Annotated in this window: 17 protein-coding genes; 9 read left to right on the top strand and 8 right to left on the bottom strand. The window is 69.1% G+C overall.

Annotation, left to right across the window (positions count from 1 at the left end; all coding sequences use genetic code 11):
* Positions 1-517: 517 nt before the first annotated feature.
* A complete protein-coding gene (locus tag QHF85_RS33380) occupies positions 518-1201 on the bottom strand; it encodes a Coq4 family protein (RefSeq protein WP_281331442.1) in 684 nt (227 codons plus the stop codon).
* Positions 1202-1357: 156 nt separating this feature from the next.
* Between QHF85_RS33380 and QHF85_RS33375 the strand changes: the two genes are divergently transcribed.
* A complete protein-coding gene (locus QHF85_RS33375; RefSeq protein ID WP_281331441.1) occupies positions 1358-2272 on the top strand; it encodes a HAMP domain-containing sensor histidine kinase in 915 nt (304 codons plus the stop codon).
* Here the strand turns inward: QHF85_RS33375 and QHF85_RS33370 are convergent.
* Both QHF85_RS33370 and QHF85_RS33365 read right to left on the bottom strand, forming a co-directional pair.
* A complete protein-coding gene (locus tag QHF85_RS33370) occupies positions 2247-2603 on the bottom strand; it encodes a response regulator (RefSeq protein ID WP_281331440.1) in 357 nt (118 codons plus the stop codon). The two genes, QHF85_RS33375 and QHF85_RS33370, sit on opposite strands and share 26 nt — an antisense overlap.
* 22 nt (positions 2604-2625) lie before the next feature.
* A complete protein-coding gene (locus tag QHF85_RS33365) occupies positions 2626-4128 on the bottom strand; it encodes an ATPase domain-containing protein (RefSeq protein WP_281331439.1) in 1503 nt (500 codons plus the stop codon).
* A gap of 90 nt (positions 4129-4218) precedes the next feature.
* On the opposite strand from QHF85_RS33365, the gene QHF85_RS33360 reads away from it, so the two are divergent.
* Positions 4219-7530, top strand: a complete 3312-nt coding sequence (locus QHF85_RS33360) for a serine/threonine-protein kinase (protein WP_281331438.1) — start codon at positions 4219-4221, stop codon at positions 7528-7530.
* A 10-nt stretch (positions 7531-7540) separates the two neighbouring features.
* Here QHF85_RS33360 and QHF85_RS33355 read toward each other — a convergent pair whose 3' ends face one another.
* Positions 7541-8140, bottom strand: coding sequence for a hypothetical protein (locus tag QHF85_RS33355; protein ID WP_281331437.1), 600 nt, complete (start codon positions 8138-8140; stop codon positions 7541-7543).
* Between the two features lie 117 nt (positions 8141-8257).
* Between QHF85_RS33355 and QHF85_RS33350 the strand changes: the two genes are divergently transcribed.
* Positions 8258-9874, top strand: coding sequence for a hypothetical protein (locus QHF85_RS33350; RefSeq protein ID WP_281331436.1), 1617 nt, complete (start codon positions 8258-8260; stop codon positions 9872-9874).
* 3 nt (positions 9875-9877) lie between these two features.
* Here QHF85_RS33350 and QHF85_RS33345 read toward each other — a convergent pair whose 3' ends face one another.
* From QHF85_RS33345 to QHF85_RS33330, 4 genes are all read right to left on the bottom strand, one after another.
* A complete protein-coding gene (locus QHF85_RS33345) occupies positions 9878-10732 on the bottom strand; it encodes a hypothetical protein (RefSeq protein ID WP_281331435.1) in 855 nt (284 codons plus the stop codon).
* Between the two features lie 10 nt (positions 10733-10742).
* Positions 10743-12104, bottom strand: coding sequence for a hypothetical protein (locus tag QHF85_RS33340; protein WP_281331434.1), 1362 nt, complete (start codon positions 12102-12104; stop codon positions 10743-10745).
* 58 nt (positions 12105-12162) lie between these two features.
* Positions 12163-12630: a DUF1579 domain-containing protein gene (locus tag QHF85_RS33335; protein ID WP_281331433.1), complete on the bottom strand. Its 468-nt coding sequence runs from the start codon at positions 12628-12630 to the stop codon at positions 12163-12165.
* 158 nt (positions 12631-12788) lie between these two features.
* Positions 12789-13298, bottom strand: a complete 510-nt coding sequence (locus QHF85_RS33330) for a hypothetical protein (protein WP_281331432.1) — start codon at positions 13296-13298, stop codon at positions 12789-12791.
* 100 nt (positions 13299-13398) lie between these two features.
* Here QHF85_RS33330 and QHF85_RS33325 point away from each other — a divergent pair, with 100 nt between their 5' ends.
* The 6 genes from QHF85_RS33325 (at position 13399) to cysS (ending at position 19066) form a co-directional block, all read left to right on the top strand.
* Positions 13399-14154 (top strand): glutathione S-transferase family protein, encoded by a 756-nt coding sequence (locus QHF85_RS33325; RefSeq protein WP_281331431.1) that lies wholly within the window; start codon positions 13399-13401, stop codon positions 14152-14154.
* 9 nt (positions 14155-14163) lie between these two features.
* Positions 14164-14697 (top strand): HD domain-containing protein, encoded by a 534-nt coding sequence (locus QHF85_RS33320; protein WP_281331430.1) that lies wholly within the window; start codon positions 14164-14166, stop codon positions 14695-14697.
* Positions 14672-15040 carry a sigma-70 family RNA polymerase sigma factor gene (locus QHF85_RS33315; RefSeq protein ID WP_281331429.1) on the top strand — a complete coding sequence of 123 codons (369 nt, stop codon included), beginning with the start codon at positions 14672-14674 and terminating at the stop codon, positions 15038-15040. Before QHF85_RS33320 ends, QHF85_RS33315 begins: the two co-directional genes overlap by 26 nt.
* Positions 15037-15870: a nucleotidyltransferase domain-containing protein gene (locus QHF85_RS33310; protein WP_281331428.1), complete on the top strand. Its 834-nt coding sequence runs from the start codon at positions 15037-15039 to the stop codon at positions 15868-15870. Before QHF85_RS33315 ends, QHF85_RS33310 begins: the two co-directional genes overlap by 4 nt.
* A gap of 42 nt (positions 15871-15912) precedes the next feature.
* A complete protein-coding gene (locus QHF85_RS33305; RefSeq protein WP_281331427.1) occupies positions 15913-17298 on the top strand; it encodes a cytochrome P450 in 1386 nt (461 codons plus the stop codon).
* 325 nt (positions 17299-17623) lie between these two features.
* Entirely contained in the window at positions 17624-19066 is a 1443-nt protein-coding gene (gene cysS, locus QHF85_RS33300) for a cysteine--tRNA ligase (RefSeq protein WP_281331426.1), read from the top strand.
* Positions 19067-19112 lie beyond the last annotated feature (46 nt).

Genomic DNA, 19112 nt, shown 5'->3' with positions numbered 1-19112 from the left:
ACGCCACTCCGATCGTCAGACCACGTCTCTCGCCCATGGCGCGCAACTTCGATGCATCCCTCTGCATGTGCCGCTCCTCCATCCTGCCCACGCGGCGACAGCGCCAGACCGTGGCCTCCGCGTGAGACGCGCTCGCCCCCGCGCGCCTTGGGCTGGGCATGGGGTTCATCGGGGGGCGTCGCGCCGGGGCGCTGCCCCGGGCCCCGCGGGGGCTGTTCGCCCCTCGACCCGAACCAGGGCCAGCCCTGGACCCTTTGGGGAAGAACTGCGCAATGCGCAGTTCTTCCCACAGGCCGGTGGCAAGACCGTGGAGGTCCTCTCACGCTGCAACGGGCGTTGCCGGTCGAACCGTCGGCGCGGGGCTGCTGGTCTTGACCTGGCCCGTTCGATGAACTGCGCATCGCGCAGTTCATCGACCACGAGTCCAGCGCTTGCGCTGGTCCGGGTCGAGGGGCGGATAGCCCCCGTGGGGCCTGGGGCAAAGCCCCAGCGAAGCGGCTTCGAGCTAGCCCACGCCTCAGCTCATCGAGGCGACCTGGTCCTTTGGTATCAACCAATCGGCGAGCAGGCTCCTTTTTCCCGGTGCAATGCCTGCGCTCGCGGGATCGGGCAGACCGAGGCGCTGCCGGACTCCCTCGATCGGCTCGGCGAGCATCTCCTCGAATGGCGCTTCGATCAGGATCTTTGCCTTCTTCCCCATCGAAAGACCGACGCGCACGTTGTGCAGGATTCCTCGCGCGTGGAGCGGCATGAGCAGCACGTTCACCGCTGCGCCTCCCCAGAGCCGGGCGAGGCTCTGGTCGCCGAACCCCTGCGCGATCATGAACGCGTAGAGCCCGATTTCGCCCGCTGGTGTCGTGGGGAAGCCGGTGAGCAGGTGGAAGAGATCGTGCGTCGTCGTGTACCGGAGTGCGTAGGGGTTCTTGGCGAACCGCTGCTTGATCGTGGGGCTCATCGTGAGCGGGCGCAGGCCGTTCCGATCGAGGAGCCTCGCGTACTCGCGGCCCACCGTGCCGTCCGGCAGCGCCCGCAATGCGTCCAGGTCGACCTCCAGGGCGGCGCGTCCCTGCGCTTGCAGCCGCGCGTTGATCTCGGGCGGCGAGCCCCCGAGCATGTCGAACTTCATCACCGCGACATCTCCCAGGCTCGCGCCTCCGAGCCACGCCCGCCAGACCTCACCGACTTGCTTCAAGCTCACCATGAGAGTCTCCCTCTTCGATGTTTCTTTCAGGGATACATCGGTTTTTTGTTCGCACACCCGCGTGCATGAAATTCCGTACGCGAAATTCATCCATGCACTGACTCAGGGCGGGTTTGATGCGCCAGGGGCTCCGGGATATCGCTGGTTCACCCACGCATGATTCCGTCTCCACCCGCCGCGCTCGCGTCGTCGCCCCTCGTCCCGAACGACACACCTCGAGAAGAAGAAGAGCCCTCCGCGGAGACGTCCGCATCCGACGAAATCATGCGCTTGCGCGCCGAGCGGAGGGCGCTCGAAGAGGAGCGCGCCCGCCTCGCGTGTGAGCTCGAAGCTGCGCGGGCGGACGCGCTTCAGGCCGAGCAGCGCCTCGAGAGCGTGCTGAACACCGTCTCGCACGAGCTCCGCACCCCGCTGCAGGCCCTGCACATCTGCCTCGAGCTCTTGCATGCGCGGATCCGCGGGGCCGCCGACGAGGTCCCGCAGGCCTGGGTGCTGAGCCACCTGGAGAAGGCGAAACGCAGCTCGAATCGCATGACCAGGCTCGTGCGCGCGCTCCTCGACGCCTCGCGCCTTCATGCCGGTCGAATCGAGATCCGGCCCGAGCGGTTCGATCTTTCCTCGCTCGTCGCCGACGTCCTCTCCGCCGCTCGCGACGAGCTCGCCTGGGCCCGCTGCCCGTGCACGTTTTCGAGCCATGGCAAGGTCTTCGGCCAATGGGATCGACCGCTCCTCGAGCTCGTGATCCACAACCTCCTCTCGAATGCCATGAAATATGGCGCCGGCCAGCCCGTGCACGTCGAGGTCGAGGGGTTCGAGACCTCGGCCCGGATCACCGTGAAGGACCACGGCCTGGGGATCCCGATCGAGGATCACGCGCGGATCTTCCAGCGTTTCGAGCGCGCCCACACGATGACGCACGTGGCCGGGTTCGGGCTCGGCCTCTGGATCGTCAAGCAGGTCGCTGCGGCCATGCACGGCACAGTGACCGTCGCGAGCCGGCCGGGCGAGGGGGCGACGTTCGTCCTGTCCTTGCCGCGGGGGCCCGCTACGGTCCGAGCTGGCTTCGAATGACGTGCAGGAGCGCTGGAACGTCGAAGGGCTTGGCCAGGACGGGCGTGCTCGCCCGGATGTCCCCGGGCAATGCCATGGGCGCGGCCGTGATCAGGACGACGGGCAGGGACGCGTAAATCGGGTCGGCGCGCAGCGCGCGCAGCATCTGCACCCCGTCCATCACGGGCATCATGAAATCGACGAGCGCGAGATCGGGCCGCGCGCTCGCGATCGCCGCGAGCCCTTCTTTTCCGTTGGCGGCCGTGACGACGCGATAGCCCTCCCAGGCGAGGACCTCGCCGACCGTCTCGACGATCGAGAGCTCGTCGTCGACGAGGAGGATCGTCTTCATCGCGAAGTGGCTCCCCCCGGCGTCACTTGCGCTTGGTTCCTTTCCGTGCTCGAGGGGCCTGGGGCGCGTTCTTCCCGCGCGCAGGGACGCCCTTCGCGGCGCCCTGCGTGAGCTCGAAGGGCCGGCCGATCACGACGCCGGCCGACGATACCTCGAATTCGTAGAGCCCGCGCGCGTGGGCGCTGTCGCGTGTCTTCGTGAGGGCGAGCAGCCTCAGGATTTGCGCCTCGACCTGCACCTGGCGGAGCGTGAGGATGTTGTGGCAGAGCGCCGAGGCGGCCTCGGTGGGCACCGTGATGTCGCCGCTGAAGATGTCCGGAGTCTCCCCGGTGAGGACCGTGGTGACGCCGAGCGCGCCGAGCTCCTCCACGAGGACCGAGAAAAATGGGGGCACGCGATCCGGATTGGCGGTCGCGCGCCGGAGCCCCGCGAGGCCGTCGATGAAGAGGCGGCGCACGCCGTGCGTCCGCACGAGGTCGAGGAGCCGGTGCCCGATCGCGTCGAGCAGGAGCTCCGCCGACGGCTGCCATTCGACGAGGAGCCCGGGGCCACGGCTGCCCTCCGTGTTCATCCCGAAGCGCGCCATTTTGGCGCGGATCGCCGCCGGGTTCTCGAAAAAGCCGAAGCAGAGCGCAGGTTCGCCCGCGCGCACACCGGCGTGGAGGAAATGCATCCCGAGCACGGTTTTCCCCGATCCGGTGGGGCCGAGCAGCAGCGTCGTCGAGCCCTCGAGGACCCCGCCGCCGAGCAGCTCGTCGAGCGCCTCGATCCCGATCGTCACGCGCCGCTCGACCTGGCTCCCCGTGCGGCGTGCTCCGAAGAGCGCCTCGAACCGCGGATACACGACGAGGCCCTCGCTCGAGATGAGATAGGTGTGACAACCCTCGAGGAAGCCCGATCCGCGGAGCTTCGCCACGGCGAGCTCCCGCAAGGACCTCGGCCCGACCGTCACGCTGCGCAGCTCCACGATTCCGTCGACCATCGTGTGCTCGGCGCGGATCGCGTGGTTCGGCTCCGTGCTCGTCAAGAGCACGACGGTGACGCCCATCAGGCCGACCCAGGCCTGCAGGTCCTGGATGAATCGCTTGTAGGCCGTGACGTTCGGGAGCGCGGCGAGCTCGGCCATGACCATCCCGTCGACGACGAGCAACGTGGCGCCCTGGGCGCGGATCGCGTCGCGTAGCATCTTGAGCAGCGCGTCGAGGCCCCCGTCGCGCAGCGCCGTGTAGCCATTGAGGTACACGACGGCCGTGCCGACGAGCGTGGGATCGAAGAACTGCATGCCGCGCATCTGGGCGAGCAGCGCTTCGTGCGCCTCGGACAGGAGCGTGATGTAGAGCGCTCGTCCGCCTTTCGACGCGTGATGAAAGCAGATCTGGTTGCCCAGGATCGTCTTGCCCGCGCCTGGCCGCCCCATGACGAGATAGATGTGTCCCTGGAAGAGCCCGCCCTGAAGGATCGTATCGAGGCCGTCGACACCGGTGCGGAGCCGGGTGGAGTAGATGGTTCTTTTCGGCTCGATCATCGGAAGCCCAAACGTGGCATCAAAGTTTCACCCTGCCAAGCCGTGGTATTTGGAACGGGACGGCGCGAGGCAGTATTCTCCCGGCCGCCGATGCTCTCCGAAGACATCCAGATCGCGCTCTCGACCCTTTCGCGCCTCCACGCGACGAACCCCGAGCTCGAAGAGGCGGTGCGCGCGCACTTCCGCGCAGGCGGCGAGAGCGAGGCCGATCGGCGCATGCTTCCCCAGGACGCCCGCGCCGCCGCGCAGCTGCTCCGGCGCGAGCTGCCGGAGCTCGCGCGTTCGGCCGAGGAGATCGCCGCGCTCGCCGCGCTCTACGGCGAGCCGGCTGGCGAGGTCCTGCTCTCGTTCTGCACGGCGAGCGCGTTCCGGCGCGACGTGCGCATGGCGCCGCTCCTCGTGGCGTTCGCCGAGACGCTCGGCCGCGATCGGATCGTCGAGGCCGCGCGCGCGCGGGTCGTCGAAGGGCCGCTGCTCGACGCGCTCTCGTGCGCGCCGCTGCTCGGCGACGGCGAGGCGCTCGCGTCGGCGGCGAACGCCGAGGCGCGCGCGCGGCTGGAGATCCTGATCTGGGAGGCGGGCGCGAGCGCGCTCGAAGTGCCCGAGCTCGGCCCCTGGCTCTGGGGATCGCCCGAGACGTTCGAGCTCATGGTCCGCGGCCCCGCGCACGGCGCGCTCCGCGGCCGCGTCCTCGCCGCGCGGTGCCTCGAGATCAGCGTGCGCGGCATGCCGCGGATGGCCGATCCGGGTCTCATCGGCCGCACGTTGCAGGTGCTCCAGCCCTTGCTCCTGCACCCCGAGCCGCTCGTTTGGGTGCACGCGGCGCGCGCGCTCGGGCGCCTCACGGGCGTGATGGAAGAGCTCCAGGGCACGCTGCTCGACTGGGTGTTCGGCGAGTCGGTCGTCCTGCGGCAGCGCGCGACGACCGCGTTCGCTTCGCTGCCCGCCGAGCGGCTCGCGTTCCTCGCGAGCCAGCTCGTGGCGATCCTCGACTCGCGCGAGGAGGAGGCGTGGGTGCTCGCCGCGGTCGCCGCTGCGACGCCGTACCTGTTCTTCGAGCGCAAGACGCTCTGGGATCGCCTCGCCCGGCGGGTGCTCGAAGGCGACGGGGGCGCGATCGCCGCGCGCGCGCTCGCGCGTGGGCTCGCGACGCTCTTCCGTCGCGGCGTCGACGATCCGGAGATCGAAGCCACGCTCCGCGCGCTGCGCGAGAAGGCGCGGTACGTGCGCGCCGCCTCGATCGACGAGACGCGCCGGTGGATCGAGGTCATCGCGGTGACGGACGTGATCGACCGCGCCGAGCGTGATCCGCTCGACCTCGAGCTCGGCCTGGAGAACCTGATGCGCCTCGCGGCGCAGTACGACGACGAGGAGGCGGACGCTCGCGCCGCGCGCTTCGCCTCCTCGCTCGCGTCGACGTTCCACGAGGCGCGCCGCATCGCGCTCGGCTGGGGGCGGCTCCGGCAGCGGGCGGCGGCGCTGAATGCGCTCGAATCCTCGGCGCGCGCGTTCGCGGTTCGACTCTGGCGCCCGCTGCTCGCGACGCGGCCCGCGGGCGTGCCCGTGGACGAGCCCGAGCTCGAGGAGACGTGGAAGACCTTGGCCCGCTCGCCCGCGGAGATCCTCGACCTCGTGGCGGAGCGGCGGCGCGGGGAGAGGACGGACGTGCACGAGGATCTCGCGCTCGAGGTCGTGGCGGTTCGTCTCGGCGGGTACGCGCTCGACGCTTGCGGGGAGGACGACGAGCTCGGACCGGGCCGGGGCCCGACCGCGCACGACACCTGCCTCTGGCTCCGCAAGCTCGAAGGGCTCGGCACGGGCTCGCGTGAGCTCCCGCCCGCCCTGAAAAACGCGCTCTCGGCGCTCCTCTGGCGGCTCGTGGACACGACGCGCGGCACGGCGCTCGGCGAGGTCGACGACGTCCGCTGGCTCGGCCCGTTCGCCGCGTGGTGGGCGCTCGTCATCGATCGGCCCACGATGCTCCGCCAGCTCGCGACCTCGCTGCCGATGATGGCGCCGAGCGCGCTCGCGCGTTGCTGCGAGCAGGCCGAGGCGCTGCGCACGGCCGTCTCGTCGGCCGAGACCGACGCGGGCTGGCCGTTCCAGGCCGAGGAGGCGCTCGTCGCGCTGCACGCCGAGGACACGGAGCTCTCGCGGGCGCTCTCGACGCTCGCGATGGCGCTCGAAGACTTTTCCGAAGCCGCGGGCCCGAAGAGCGACCTCGAGATCCTGTGCATCAAGCTCGTCCTCGCGGGGGATCGCTTGCAGGCCGCCCTCGCGGATCCGGTGAAGGCGCTGCACGCGGCGAGCGACGATGACGAGGACGCGCTCCCGCCGCGCACGACGCAGAACGCCCCGCGCGTGGCCGCGCTCGTCGCCCGCGCGATCCGCGCGCGCGAGCTCGGCATGCTCGACGTGTGGTTCGCCTCGCTCGGCCCCGTCGCATCAGCGCTCCTCGAAGGCGCGGTGCGCGGCGCGATCCGGCGGACGCCGCCGCCGCCGCCCGCGGCGAAGAAAAAGGAGCCGAAGCTCATCGAGGGCTACGAGCTGGTCAAACCCCTCGGCGAGGGCGGGATCGGCTCGGTGTGGCTCGTGCGCAAGCCGGGCGCCGACCGCCTCTTCGTGCTCAAGATTCCCAAGGCCGACGCGCTCGCCAGCGCCAACGAGACCGAGCGCGCCGGCATCCTCGCGTCGTTCGTGGAAGAGGCCAATGCGCTCGCGGGGCTGTACCATCCGAACGTCGCGAACATCATCGATCGGGGCGTCTCGGAGGGCGCGCCGTTCCTGGTGCTCGAATACCTGATCGGCGCGGATCTCAAGCAATACGCAACGCCGCGCCTGATGACGCTCTTCGAGCTGCGGCAGGTCGTGCTCGACGCGTGCGCCGGGCTCGCGGCGCTGCACGGCGCGGGCCTCGTGCATCGCGACATCAAGCCGGCGAACCTCTGGCTGCGCCTGCCGCTCGCCGGCGGCGAGCGGTTCGACCCGGAGAGACACCGCGATCCCGGCCGCGTGCCTCCGCTCTCGACCGTGGTCATCGATTTCGGGATGGTGCGGGCGATCCGCGTCCCGCCCGAGGTCGGAGGCCGGTTTGTCGCGGGCACGCCCGGCTACATCGCGCCCGAGCAGGTGCTCGATCCGGTGGAGCTCGATCCGCGCTCGGACGTCTATTCGCTCGCCGGCACCATTTACAACGTGACCACGGGCCGCTCGTTCTTCGACGAGCTCACGGGCCGCGACCGCATCCTCGCGCACATGCGGCTCGATCCTTTCGACGACGCCGAGCGCCTCCGCGGCTTCCCCGCGGCCGTCGCGAAGCTCTTGCGGGCCGCGACCACGCGGGAGCCGGCCGAGCGCCCGTCGCCCCTGGAGTTCGGCCGCGAGTTCGCGGCGGCGCTCTGAGCGGAGACGTTCAATCGGCGAGGACGGAGATCGCAGCGAAGAGCACTTGCCCGTTCGTCTGTGAATCGACGCGGACCTGATGCACGTTTCCGGCGCGGAATGCCTCCAGCATTTCGTCGGGGCCGAGCTGGAACGAGCCCATCGGATCGTCGTCGACCATGTCGTCGTCGAGGAGCTCCACGGCGAGGCGCGCGCTCCCGTCGAAGGCCACGTTCTCGAACGTGGGCGGCCCCGAGAATTGCGGGGTGAAGCTATCGGCCTGGCCCTTCAGCGGGACGGGCGAGCCTTCCAGGGCCCCGACGATCTTCGCGCGCCCTTTCACGTCGGGTTTGTCGAGCGCCTCGTTTGCGGGCGCGGCGAGGGCCTTGGCGATCTCCATGTAGGGCACGCGGCCGCGCAGGAGATTGCCGAAGAGGTCGATCTGGCTCGCGTCGATTTGCCCGACGCCGTCCCAGAGATCGCCGCCGAATCGGCAGGGCGCCACGGTCACGCCGTGCAGCATCACGCGCCCCGCGGCGGGCATCGATCCCGCGTACGATTCGGCGCCGGAGGCGGCGGGGGAGGGCCCGCAGCCGACGAGGAAGAGCGCAACGAGCAGCGTCCACCGCATGGATCACGACGGTAGGCGGCCTTCGAGGGAGCGTCAACCGGACGGCCGCTTTCGAGCGCGCCCCGCTTTGTCCCCTTGCAATCGGCGGAGCGCCGCGGTGTCATCGAGAGCGCTCCCATGACCGATCTTCCTTCGCCTCCGACGGCCCAGGCCCTTCCGCTCGACGACCACTACGACGAGCTGCTCGCGTCGATCCGCGCGCGGTTCGGAAAGCTCACGAAGGGCAAGCCGAGCCTGTTCACCACGCATGTCCCGGCGCTTTACCAGGTCTTCCTCGACGCGGTGCCGAACGAGCTGCGGCCCGTCAACACCTGCTCGACTTGCAGGCGCTTCGTGAATCGATATGGCGGCCTCGTGGTCGTCGATTCCGACGGCAAGGCGCGGCCTGCGCTCTGGGATCCGGAGACGGCGCCCGAGCCGTACACGAGCGCGATCCGGGCGCTCGCGAAGGCCGTGGCCGAGGCGCCGATCGACGGCGTCTTCCTCTCGGACGAGAAGGTCTGGGGCGCGCCGCGGACGGGCGATTGGGAGCACATCGCCGTCACGCCTTCGAAAGACCTCCTCCACGCGCCCTCCGTCCTCAAGACGAACCCGCAGCTCATGGCGGAGAAGCGCCACGATCATGAGACGCTGCTCCGGGGGCTCGAAGCGTTCTCCATCGACGTCGTCCAGCAGGCGCACAAGCTCGTCTCCACCGAGTCGCTGTATCGCTCGGAGGCCGTGCTCGGCGTCGCGAAATGGCTGCTCGATCTGCACGAGGCCCGCCGCGCCGCGAAGAACCCGCGGACGCGGGACAACCTCACCTGGCTCGCGGTCGCCCGCGCCCCGGCCGGCTTTTGCCACGTGCGCAGCAGCATGATCGGCACCTTGCTCGAAGACCTCGCGGCGGGCATGCCGTTCCAGGAGGTCAAGAGCCGGTTCGCCGCGAAGATGCACCCGCTCCAGTACCAGCGCCCGACGGCGGCGCCCTCGGCTGGCAACCTCGCGCGCGCCGAAAAGATCGTCGAATCGCTGAAGAGCGCCGGCGCGATGGAGCGGCGCTTCGCCCGGCTCGGCGACATCGAGAGCTTGTGGATCCCGAAGGACGAAAAGCCAAAGGGGCAAAAGCCGGGCGTCTTCGACCACCTCAAGCCCGCGGCGAAGGTCGCCGTCGACGTCGACGTCCCGCCTGTCACGATGACCTGGGAGAAATTCGCGCGGACCGTGCTTCCGGAGGCGGAGAGCATCGAGTTTTTCGTCCCGGAGACGAACCAATCGTACATCGCGATGGTCACGGCCAAGCACGCGGACGCGCCTCCGCTTTTGCAATGGGATTTCGAGGACCGGCGGAATCGCGTCAGCTCGTACGTGTACCACAACGGCTCGCCGCCTTCGCGCTGGAACCTGAAGCCGAACGTGTACCATCCGGTCACGGCCATCGCGCTGCAGCCGTGGATGTGGAACCCGACGAAGGTCCTCACGCACCACGGCGCGGGCGTGGTCTTCTTCCTGAAGGACGCGAGGGATCGGGATTACAAGCAAGGCGCCGGGTTTTTCCCGAGTTATCTACGGAGCGAATACCACGAGATTCGCGCCACGATGGAGGCGTACGCGCAGAGCGCGGTCGTCGAGGGCAAGGAGACGGCCGAGGCCTGTGGGATCAGCCTGGTGAAAGGATCGACCTGGAACCTGAGCTTCCGCGTGACCTCGAAGGGCGGCATGCGGGTCGTGTACAAGCTCGACCGCTGGGATTGACGGTCAGAAGCGCCGCGCCCATTCCGGCGCGGGCTTTCGCCTCGGCATGCGCTCGAACATGTGGGACCACGTCTCGACGAGCTCACCTCCGCGCAGCGCGCACACCACGAGCCGCCCGTCCAGGGTTGCGCCGTAGACGTGGTCTCGATCGAGCCAATCGAGCCATACGTGGTCCGGGAGCGGGATCTCCCGCCCGTCGTTCCCGACGAGACGATAATAATTTCGATATCGCTCGACCCGTCCTTCGCCCTGATCAAAGGCGCTCTGCATGACCCGCAGCGCCTCGCGCCCCCCGCCCGGACGGGGTTTTTCGAGCACCGCGCGCCGACGCTCGTCCCAGATGTCGCCCGGATCCCGCGGCGGAGAATCATCAGCTTCGACAAACCCGATCCGCCGCTCCGCCGCGAGCTGGATGGACGGGGTGCTCTCGATGTTCCACGGGCACAGATCCGCGACATCGGCGCCGCGATGCAGGTACCCGCGGGCGTGGATCTCCGGGCGGCCGGAGGCGCGGGAGGAGAAGAACATGCCACGCGTCCAGGTCCCCGCCTCACGCCAGGCGAGCACGCAGGCGAGCCACGGGGCGCGCGAGAGGCCGCTGAATTGATGGGGCCAGTCTGGATCCCCCGGCGCCTTCATCGCGAAATAAAGCAGATACCGCCCGTCCGGCGAGAGATCGCAGCGCCGGGGGTAGAGCGTCCCGAAGAACATGCCTCCGGGCTCGACGCGCTGGGCCTCGAGGTCCCAGAGGTGGAGCGACCAGCACTTCTGGCGGTGCGTGACGAAAATGAGCGCGCGCGGCGCCTGCGAGGCGCGCAGGATGTAGATACGCGGAAACGTGAGGGTCTCGCCGGCCATGCGCCGCTCGTCAGGGAACGGGGCTCCACGAGGCGCCGCCGCCGTACGCGATGAATGCAGGGACGGCCTTCGTATCTCGGGTGTCGACCACGACGACGCTTCGCATCGTCGGCTCGCAGCCGACATAGGGGCACAACGACAGCGTGAAGGCGAGGTGGTGATCGTCGGGCGCCCACGCGGGCTCGAACGCGCTGTAGAACGGCCGCGGGAAGGCGTCGGTGAGCGGGCGCTCGCCGTTGCCGTTCGCGTCGAGCAAGGAGATCTCGTTCCGATAATCGGCGCCGAACCCGCCTTCGCGCACGGACCACGCGGCGGCGACCTTCGTTCCTTTCGGAGAGACCTCCGGCTGCAGGACGCCTGCGACCCAGAACGAGCCGAACCCGCGAATGCCGCTGCCGTCGGGCGTCATCGTGTAGAGCGAGGAGCGCTGGCAGCAGAACGCACCCGCCGGGCTCGCCGAGAACAGCAATCGATCGCCGAGCGACCGGGCGCCGCTGAACATGTGATTGCCCGCGTCGGGCCAATGCCGGATCCGCCGCGTGGCGACGTCCACGGAGGCGAGGTGCTCCGCTTCGAACCAGCCCGCGACGAGATAGAGCGTGTCGCCTTTGGGCGAGAACGCCGGATGATCGAAATAGTCCGGCTCGCCCACGCGATGATCCTCGCCGCTCGCCACGTCGACGAGGTGCAGCTCCTGCGACGACTCGTCGGACGACCCGCTCTTCGCGATGTACGCGACGCGGCTGCCGTCGGGCGTGATCACGAACGGCGGCACGATGCCGAACACGCCCGTGAATTTGCGGGTGATCGGCCGCTGCTCCGTCCCATCCGCGTTCATCAGGAACACGCGCCAGACCATTCCGTCGCGGTTGCTGAGGAATGCGATGCGCTTCCCGTCGCCGAGGAACACGGGCGCGATGTTGCGCTGCGCCTTCTGCGTGAGCTGCGACTCCGCCCCCTTCGCGAAATCATACGTGAAAATATCCCCCGAGCGCGTGAACGCGATGCGCCCGGACGAGAGCCCGAGGTCCTTGGCGAGCCCGAGCCGCGGCGGCTTCTTGTGGGCCTCGGGCGCGCCGAGCCCCTCATACGCCTTCACCCAGTCGTCGAACGTGCCGATCGCCTTGCGCGGCGTCTCGGGAGGCGCCGCGGCGGCGGATGACTCGGGCGGCGGCAAATACGGGGCCGTCGTGGGCTCTGGGGTCGCCGAGCCGACGACGGCGGCGGTGCTCGGCGAAGGCGCGGCGGCGCTGGCCGTCGGGGCCGCCGCAGAGCCCTGCGGGGCGGCCTGGTCTTCATGGTTCGTGCCTCGGGGCGTGCACGCGACGAGGGGCAAGCCGATGAGCGCGGCAAACGAAAAACGAAACATCACGGCGCGGCGGACGATACCAGAAGGCGCGGTCGCCCGTAAGGGACGACCGCGCCTTCTCTCACTTCGTCCGTCGATAGGTCTGCCGCATGAACTCGGTCCACGTCCCGTCCTGGCCCTGCATCTCCGACCGCAGGACGCGCTCGTCGGCGCTCGTGATCTCGATGATGTCCTTGTACGGCGTCATCTTGCCCGGCGTGGAGAAGTCCGGGCCCTCGGCGTGGAGCGTCAGCACCTTCTCGTCCGCGTCCAGCGAGCCGTCGTGATAGACCCACAGGTATTCCATCATCGAGCCGACGAACGTCCCGACGAACGCCTTCTTCGCGGGGTCGTAGCCGAACGTCCACATCATGTGGCCCATTTCGCCGCGCGCCTCGCAGAGCACCCAGATGTCGCCCATCGGGCGCACGATCTCGGTCCCGGTGAACTTGTGGAACTTGCCGGGCTCCATCTCCGCGTTGTTCTCGTACGTCCACTCGCCCACGAGCTTTTGCAGCCAGCGATGCTCTTTCTGCGGTTCGACCTTCATCCCTACCTCCCTTGGAGACGATGGTTCGTGGTCAAACCATGAGACGTCCCGGCCGTCAATAGGGGAAATGCGCCGAGCATCATCCCGGCCAAACTCCACGGCGCGGAGCCGCGACAGAGCAGACTCACGAACGGACCCAGGAGTGTCCGCGGGGACGATCATTTCATCAAGAGAGGCGCATGACGCTCGAAAAAAGCAAAGACGGTCGACTTCGTCACGGTGAATCGTTCCCCGAACAGGGCGTGGAGCGGAGCCGCGACGTGCGCGGCTTCCTTGCGGTTCATGAGGCTGAATTTGGAGGTTTGGCCCTCGTCGGTCACGAGCAAGAGCTCGTGCGCCATCGCCGTGAGGTGCAGGCGTATGCCGCGGACGCGGTCGCAAGGGACCCGCTCGACGCGTTTTGCCTTCGCCACGAGCTCGTCATACCACGCTTCGGCCGTTCCGCCTTTCGGCCGACGAGGCCCGACCACCTGCTCGCCGATCTCGCCGACGACGTCGAGATTGGCGCGGATCCCCGCCTCGGCGCCGGCCTTCACGGCGGGGAGCATGCCGAGGTCGCACTGCACGATCTCCGCACGGAAAAAGAAAAAGACCCAGTTCGACAGGCCGCCGCGGGAGGTGAGGCCCGTGAGGACGATGGGGCCTTCCGTCGTGGGACTCGTGTGCATGGGGGCAAGAAACAAGAAGAGGGGGGGACTGTCAATCCGCACGATCCCCGCAATTCCTTCGCTCGACGAGCGGCCCGGCCCGTAGGATGCTTGGGTCGCAATGCAAGCCCAAAAACCCCGGCTCTACGGCATCCCGTTCTCCCCCTGGTCCGAGAAGGCCCGCTGGGCGCTCGACCATCACCGCATCGCGTACGAGGAAGTCGAGCACTACCCGATCGCGGGCGAGCTTCGGCTGCGCATCCTCCTCCGCAAACCCACGGGGCGCGTCACCGTCCCCATCCTCGCCGATCACGGCGTCCTCTTCACCGACTCGTTCGACATCGCCCGCCACGCGGACGACGTCGGCGCGGGGCCGAAGCTCTTCCCCGCGGGCCGGGAAGCCGAGATCGAGGCCTGGAACCGTCGCAGCGAGGCGACGCTCGCGGCGCTCCGGGCCATGTTGATGTTGAGGCTCGTCGACGATCCGACGTTCGCCAAGGCGGCCCTGCCGCGCACGACCCCGAAGGCGATCGTGCCGCTGCTCCTGCCGATCGGTCGTCGCGCCATCCAGTTCTTCGTCACGAAGTATCGAATGCGCGAGGGCGCAGAGACCCACCGCGCTGTGGCCGAGGAGGGGCTCGAGGCGCTCGACAAGGCGCTGCCCGAGGGGCAGAAGTATCTGCTCGGCGCCGCGTTCTCGTATGCCGACATCGCGATGGCCCTCGCGCTCCAGGGCGTGAGCCCAGTCGACAAGCGATTCATGCCGACGGGCCCCGGCGGTCGCGCGGGCTGGACGAATCCGGAGCTCGCGGCGCGGTATGCGCGCCTCGTCGCGTGGCGCGACGAGCTCTACGAAAAACACCGCCGGTGGGTGTGAACGTGCCCCGTGGGTGAGCGGCGTGATCACCTGCGCCGCGCCCCGGTGATGTACGACGAGCTCCTCCCTTTGCTGCTCGCCCTCGACGGAATACGCCAGAACCCCGCGTATCACCCCGAGGGCTGCGCGCTCTACCATTCCCTCCAGGTCTTCGATCTCGCGCGCGCCGCGTGCGCCGACCGCGCGCTCTGGGCCGCGGCGCTCTTGCATGACGTGGGAAAGGCGATATCCTCGCAGGACCACGACGCGCTGGGCGCCGATCTGCTCGACGGCCTCGTCTCGCCCCGCATCGTCTGGCTCGTGCGCCACCACCTCGACCTTTTGCACGACCCTGGGCCCACCAAGCGCCGCCTGCGCGGGACCGCCGCGCTCGCCGACCTCCAGCGCCTGCGCCGCTGGGACGTCCTCGGTCGCTCTCCTCACGCCACCGTGATGTCTCCCGAAGACGCGCTCTCGATTCTTTTCGAGGGCGCAGACCTCTCCCTCCTCGACCCCGGCGGCGAGCCCGCCCCCATCCATGACCCACGAAAGGAGCTCTTCTGACGGCAAGAGGCGCCGCGCCCGCCTCGTCGCGGACCTCGACCACATCGACGCGTCGCGCCACCTCTATCACGACGACGAGGCCTCCGAGGCGCGCCTTCGCCTGCAGGACGCCGTGCGCGACGCCGTCGCGACGGTCTTGACGGACAAACAGCGCGAGGTCGTCGAGGCTTATTTTTTCGAAGGCCTCTCCCAGGGCGAGATCGCGCGCCGCCTCGGCGTCACGCAGCAGGTGGTGCAAAAACGCATCTATGGAGCCGGGCGCGACGGTCGCACCGTCGGCGGCGCGCTCCGCAAGCTCCGGGACGCCCTCGCGCCGCTCGTGGCGCCCTCGTTTTCCTCATGAGCAGCGAACGAGCCGGAGGGCTCCGCGGCAGGATCGCCGCGGAAGCCGCGCGCCTCATGTACGAGGAGGGGGTCAAGCAATACTTCACCGCGAAACGAATGGCGGCGAGGCGCCTGCTCGGCCGCGCGGGCGGCAAGAATCTGCGATATCGGCCGCAGGATCTGCCCTCGAACGGCGAGATCCGCGAGGCCTTGCTCGCGATGGCCGAGCTCGCCGAGGGTGAACGGCGCACGCGCCGCCTCTTTGCCATGCGCGTCGTCGCCCTCCGCGTGATGCGCGCCCTCGGCCCGTTCGAGCCGCGCCTCATCGGATCCGTGAGCACGGGGCACATCCGTCGCGGCAGCGATATCGACATCCAGGTCTTCACCGATGACGAGGACGCGCTCGAGCGCCACCTCGTGGGCCTCGGCTGGTCCTTCGACCAGGAGCGGGTGAGCATCTTCAAATTCGGTCAGATCCGCGAATACGTGCATTACCACGTCGCGGAGGTGTTTCCGGTGGAGCTCACGGTCTACGAGCGGCGCGAGTTGCGCTTCCGGCCCCGCAGCAGCACCGACGGGAAGCCGATCCAGCGGGTGAAGGTGACGGCGCTCGAAGCGCTCCTCGTCGAGGAGCACCCCGAGGCGTGGGCGCAATACGAGGCCGAGGGGATCATCGCGCATCTGGACGAGATCCTCGCCGAGGAAGACGACGACGACGCGCCGCGGCCGGGGCCTTTCGACGGCCTCCTCGCCGAGGACCCCGTCGAGGAGGCGTGGCCGAGCGGAGCGGAGGACGAGCCGGACGAGGCTTACGAGCCTCTCCCGGGTTTCGAAGCGTACTCCGATTGACACCGCGCTACGACCCGGTTATGGCTTGGGCGAGGGGAGTGCATGCATATGCTACCGCCTGGACCCGAGCACCTCGGCTGGATCGACACCCTCCGCTGCACGTTCGGGTCCCCGGCCCCCGTCATTCGCCGCCTCGCCGCGCAGCACGGCGATCCGTTCCGCGTCCGCACCTTCAATGGTCCGATCACGTTCATCGGCAATCCGGAGGGGATCCGCGCCATTTATACGGCCGATCCCGAGACGTTCGAGCCGTTCGCGGTCGAGGTGACCGAGCCCATCTTCGGGCGGACGTCGGTGGTGGTCTCGACCGGGCCGCGCCACCGCCGCGATCGCAAGCTGCTCGCGCCCCCGTTCGCGCCGGCCGCCGCGAAAGCATATGCGGCCGTCGTGGCGGAGGTCGCGCGCGAGGCGGCCTCGCGGTGGATGCCGTGCCAGCCCTTCTCGATGCTGGAGACCACGCAATCCATCGCGCTCGACGTCGTCATTCGCGTGGTGTTCGGGGTGAAAGGCGAGGCGCGGATCCGTGACGTCCGCGCGGCCGTGCTGGATCTCATTCACGCGCTCCATCCGCTCGTTCTGGTCATGCCGGCGATCCGGCGCCCCTTCGGCGGATTCGGCCCCTGGGCGCGGATGCTCCGGGCCACGGCGGCGCTCGACGCGCTCCTGACCGGAGAGGTTCGCGCCCTGCGCGCCTCGGGCGAGGAGCGCGCCGACGTGCTCGGGCTCATGCTGAAGGCGCGTTGCGAAGATGGCGAGCCGCTCGGCGATCAGGAAATCCTCGATCAGCTCCGCGCCTTGCTCTTCGCGGGCCACGAGACCACGGCCGTCACGCTGGCCTGGGCTTTTTATTGGCTCCACCGCGAGCCCGACACGCTCGCGCGGCTGCTCGCCGAGATCGACGCCCTCGGGCCCGAGGCCCCTCCTGAAAAACTCCTCGGCTTGCCTTATCTGGAGGCCGTCTGCCTGGAGACGCTGCGCATCGTCCCGCCCGTGGTCAGCGTCGGGCGCGTTCCACGAAAAACCTTCGCGTTCCTCGATTACACCATTCCGCCGGGGGAGCCTCTCGTCGCAACACCGCTCCTCGTGCACGCGCGCGAGGACCTTTATCCCGAGCCCGATCGATTCCGACCCACGCGGTTTCTGGAGCGGGACTTCTCCCCGTTCGAGTTCATTCCTTTCGGTGGCGGATCCCGCCGCTGCCTGGGGGCGACACTCGCGATGGTGGAGATGAAAATCACGCTCGCCGTTCTTTTGCGGGAGTATCAGCTGCGGCTCACGAGCACGGCCCCGGTCGAGCACGTGTCGCGGGGCATCACGATGGGGCCGCGGGGCCGTGTGCCCATGATCCTGGAAGGACGCCGGATCGAACGGCGGGCCGAGAATGCCAGCTCGCAGCAGGGGCTTGCATCGCCCGCGTTTCCGCGATAAGGTAGAGTCCTCATGCGAACCTCTCGGCGAACGTACCTCCACGCTGCCCTCGCGCTCCGTTGCGACGGCCGCTGTTGTCGTCGCTGAGAAGCGTTCCTGAAAGAAGAGGCCTGCGAGAGGCACGCGCGCGCCGCCGCGTCGGGCATACGTTCGCCCGTTGATCCGGCGCGCCTCTGCGCTTTCGTGGCCGCGGGAGCGCCGCGCGAGGACAGCACGCCGAGGCACGCGCGCCGATGAGGCGCCATGCATGCGGGCCATTTCGTCGTATGTCGCGCGGGGCGCTTCCGCTTTGGTTTCGTACGTCGACGACCAAGGAGGATGTTCCATGGCGATCCAGATTTTCGATACGCTCTCACGACAGAAACAGGCAGCGTTCCCGGGCGGTGAGCAGCGCGTCGGCATGTACCTGTGCGGCCCCACCGTGTACGGCGACGCGCACCTCGGCAATGCGAAGACCGCCGTCGCGTTCGACGTGGTCCGGCGATGGCTCGAATACCGCGGACACCACGTGCGATTCGTGTCGAACGTGACCGACGTCGGACATATCACCGAGGACGCGCTCGACGAAGGCCGTGATCGTATCGCCGAGCGCGCGGCGCTCGAGCGCGTGGAGCCGATGGAGATCGCGGATCGGTATTTCTGGAAGTACTTCGACGAAATGGGCCGGCTCAACGTGCGGAGGCCGGACGTCACGCCACGCGCGAGCGGCCACATCCCGCAGCAGATCGAGCTCGTCGAAGAGCTCCTCGCGCGCGGCCTCGCCTACGTGGCGGACGGGTCGGTGTACTTCCGGGTCGCGGCGTTTCCCGGGTATGGAAAGCTCTCGCGGCGGGTGATCGACGAGCTGGCCATCGGGACACGGGATCTCGTGCGGGGGAGCAAATCGGACCCGCGGGATTTCGCCTTGTGGAAGAAGGCCGAGCCGTCCCACGTGCAGCGCTGGAGATCGCCCTGGGGCGAGGGGTTTCCAGGCTGGCACCTCGAATGCTCGGCGATGAGCTTGCAATACCTCGGCGAGGGCTTCGACATCCACGCGGGCGGGCTCGACCTCCAGTTCCCGCACCACGAGGCGGAGATCGCCCAGGCCGAGGGCGCGGGCCGGCGCTTCGCGCGGCTCTGGATGCACGGGAACATGTTGACCGTGAACGGAGAAAAGATGTCCCGCTCGAAGGGCAATTTCATCACGCTCGAGGACTTTTACGCGAAGCACGATCCGCTCCTCTTGCGGTTTCTCTTCGTGCAGAGCCATTACCGGGCGACGGCGGAGGTTTCCCCGGAGACGTTGTGCGCGGCGACCTCGGGGCTCCGTCGATTGCGGGAGCTCCGGCGCGAGCTCGCGCGGCGCGCGGGCGGAGGGCCTCCCGGCCATGCCGAGGCGCTCGAAGCGCGGCTTGCATCGGCGCGTGCCGCCTTCGAGACAGCCATGGACGACGATTTCGACACGCCCACCGCCCTCGCGACCCTCTTCGTGCTGGCGCGTGATCTCCAGGCGGCGCTCGCGGGGCCCGTGCCGCAGGGCACGATTCTCCACGCGCTCGAGCTCGTGTCGTCGCTCGGCGAGGGCGTGCTCGGGCTCTTGCCCGAGGAGCGGGACGCGCCGGACGCGGAGCGCTTCGATCGGGTGATGGCCCTCCTCCTCGCGGAGCGGGCGCGGCACCGCGCGGGGCGCGATTATGCGCGCGCCGACGCGCTGCGCGCGGGGCTCGCGGCCGCGGGGATCGAAATCGAGGACGGGCCCGAGGGGGCGCGGTGGACCCTATCGGGATGAAAACGTGCGGCGCTCACCTCGTCGGCGCGCGGCGGACAGGCTCGAT

Source organism: Polyangium sp. 6x1 (genome assembly GCF_029946515.1).
Classification (GTDB): Bacteria; Myxococcota_A; Polyangia; order Polyangiales; family Polyangiaceae; genus Polyangium.
This window is presented reverse-complemented; position numbering and strand designations above follow the sequence as displayed.

What these genes read in the sequence shown, in the direction of transcription:
- QHF85_RS33380 (WP_281331442.1), bottom strand. Translation starts at nt 1,201, where the DNA reads ATGGTGAGCTTGAAGCAAGTCGGTGAGGTCTGGCGGGCGTGGCTCGGA.
- QHF85_RS33375 (WP_281331441.1), top strand. Translation starts at nt 1,358, where the DNA reads ATGATTCCGTCTCCACCCGCCGCGCTCGCGTCGTCGCCCCTCGTCCCG.
- QHF85_RS33370 (WP_281331440.1), bottom strand. Translation starts at nt 2,603, where the DNA reads ATGAAGACGATCCTCCTCGTCGACGACGAGCTCTCGATCGTCGAGACG.
- QHF85_RS33365 (WP_281331439.1), bottom strand. Translation starts at nt 4,128, where the DNA reads ATGATCGAGCCGAAAAGAACCATCTACTCCACCCGGCTCCGCACCGGT.
- QHF85_RS33360 (WP_281331438.1), top strand. Translation starts at nt 4,219, where the DNA reads ATGCTCTCCGAAGACATCCAGATCGCGCTCTCGACCCTTTCGCGCCTC.
- QHF85_RS33355 (WP_281331437.1), bottom strand. Translation starts at nt 8,140, where the DNA reads ATGCGGTGGACGCTGCTCGTTGCGCTCTTCCTCGTCGGCTGCGGGCCC.
- QHF85_RS33350 (WP_281331436.1), top strand. Translation starts at nt 8,258, where the DNA reads ATGACCGATCTTCCTTCGCCTCCGACGGCCCAGGCCCTTCCGCTCGAC.
- QHF85_RS33345 (WP_281331435.1), bottom strand. Translation starts at nt 10,732, where the DNA reads ATGGCCGGCGAGACCCTCACGTTTCCGCGTATCTACATCCTGCGCGCC.
- QHF85_RS33335 (WP_281331433.1), bottom strand. Translation starts at nt 12,630, where the DNA reads ATGAAGGTCGAACCGCAGAAAGAGCATCGCTGGCTGCAAAAGCTCGTG.
- QHF85_RS33330 (WP_281331432.1), bottom strand. Translation starts at nt 13,298, where the DNA reads ATGCACACGAGTCCCACGACGGAAGGCCCCATCGTCCTCACGGGCCTC.
- QHF85_RS33325 (WP_281331431.1), top strand. Translation starts at nt 13,399, where the DNA reads ATGCAAGCCCAAAAACCCCGGCTCTACGGCATCCCGTTCTCCCCCTGG.
- QHF85_RS33315 (WP_281331429.1), top strand. Translation starts at nt 14,672, where the DNA reads ATGACCCACGAAAGGAGCTCTTCTGACGGCAAGAGGCGCCGCGCCCGC.
- QHF85_RS33310 (WP_281331428.1), top strand. Translation starts at nt 15,037, where the DNA reads ATGAGCAGCGAACGAGCCGGAGGGCTCCGCGGCAGGATCGCCGCGGAA.
- QHF85_RS33305 (WP_281331427.1), top strand. Translation starts at nt 15,913, where the DNA reads ATGCATATGCTACCGCCTGGACCCGAGCACCTCGGCTGGATCGACACC.
- cysS (WP_281331426.1), top strand. Translation starts at nt 17,624, where the DNA reads ATGGCGATCCAGATTTTCGATACGCTCTCACGACAGAAACAGGCAGCG.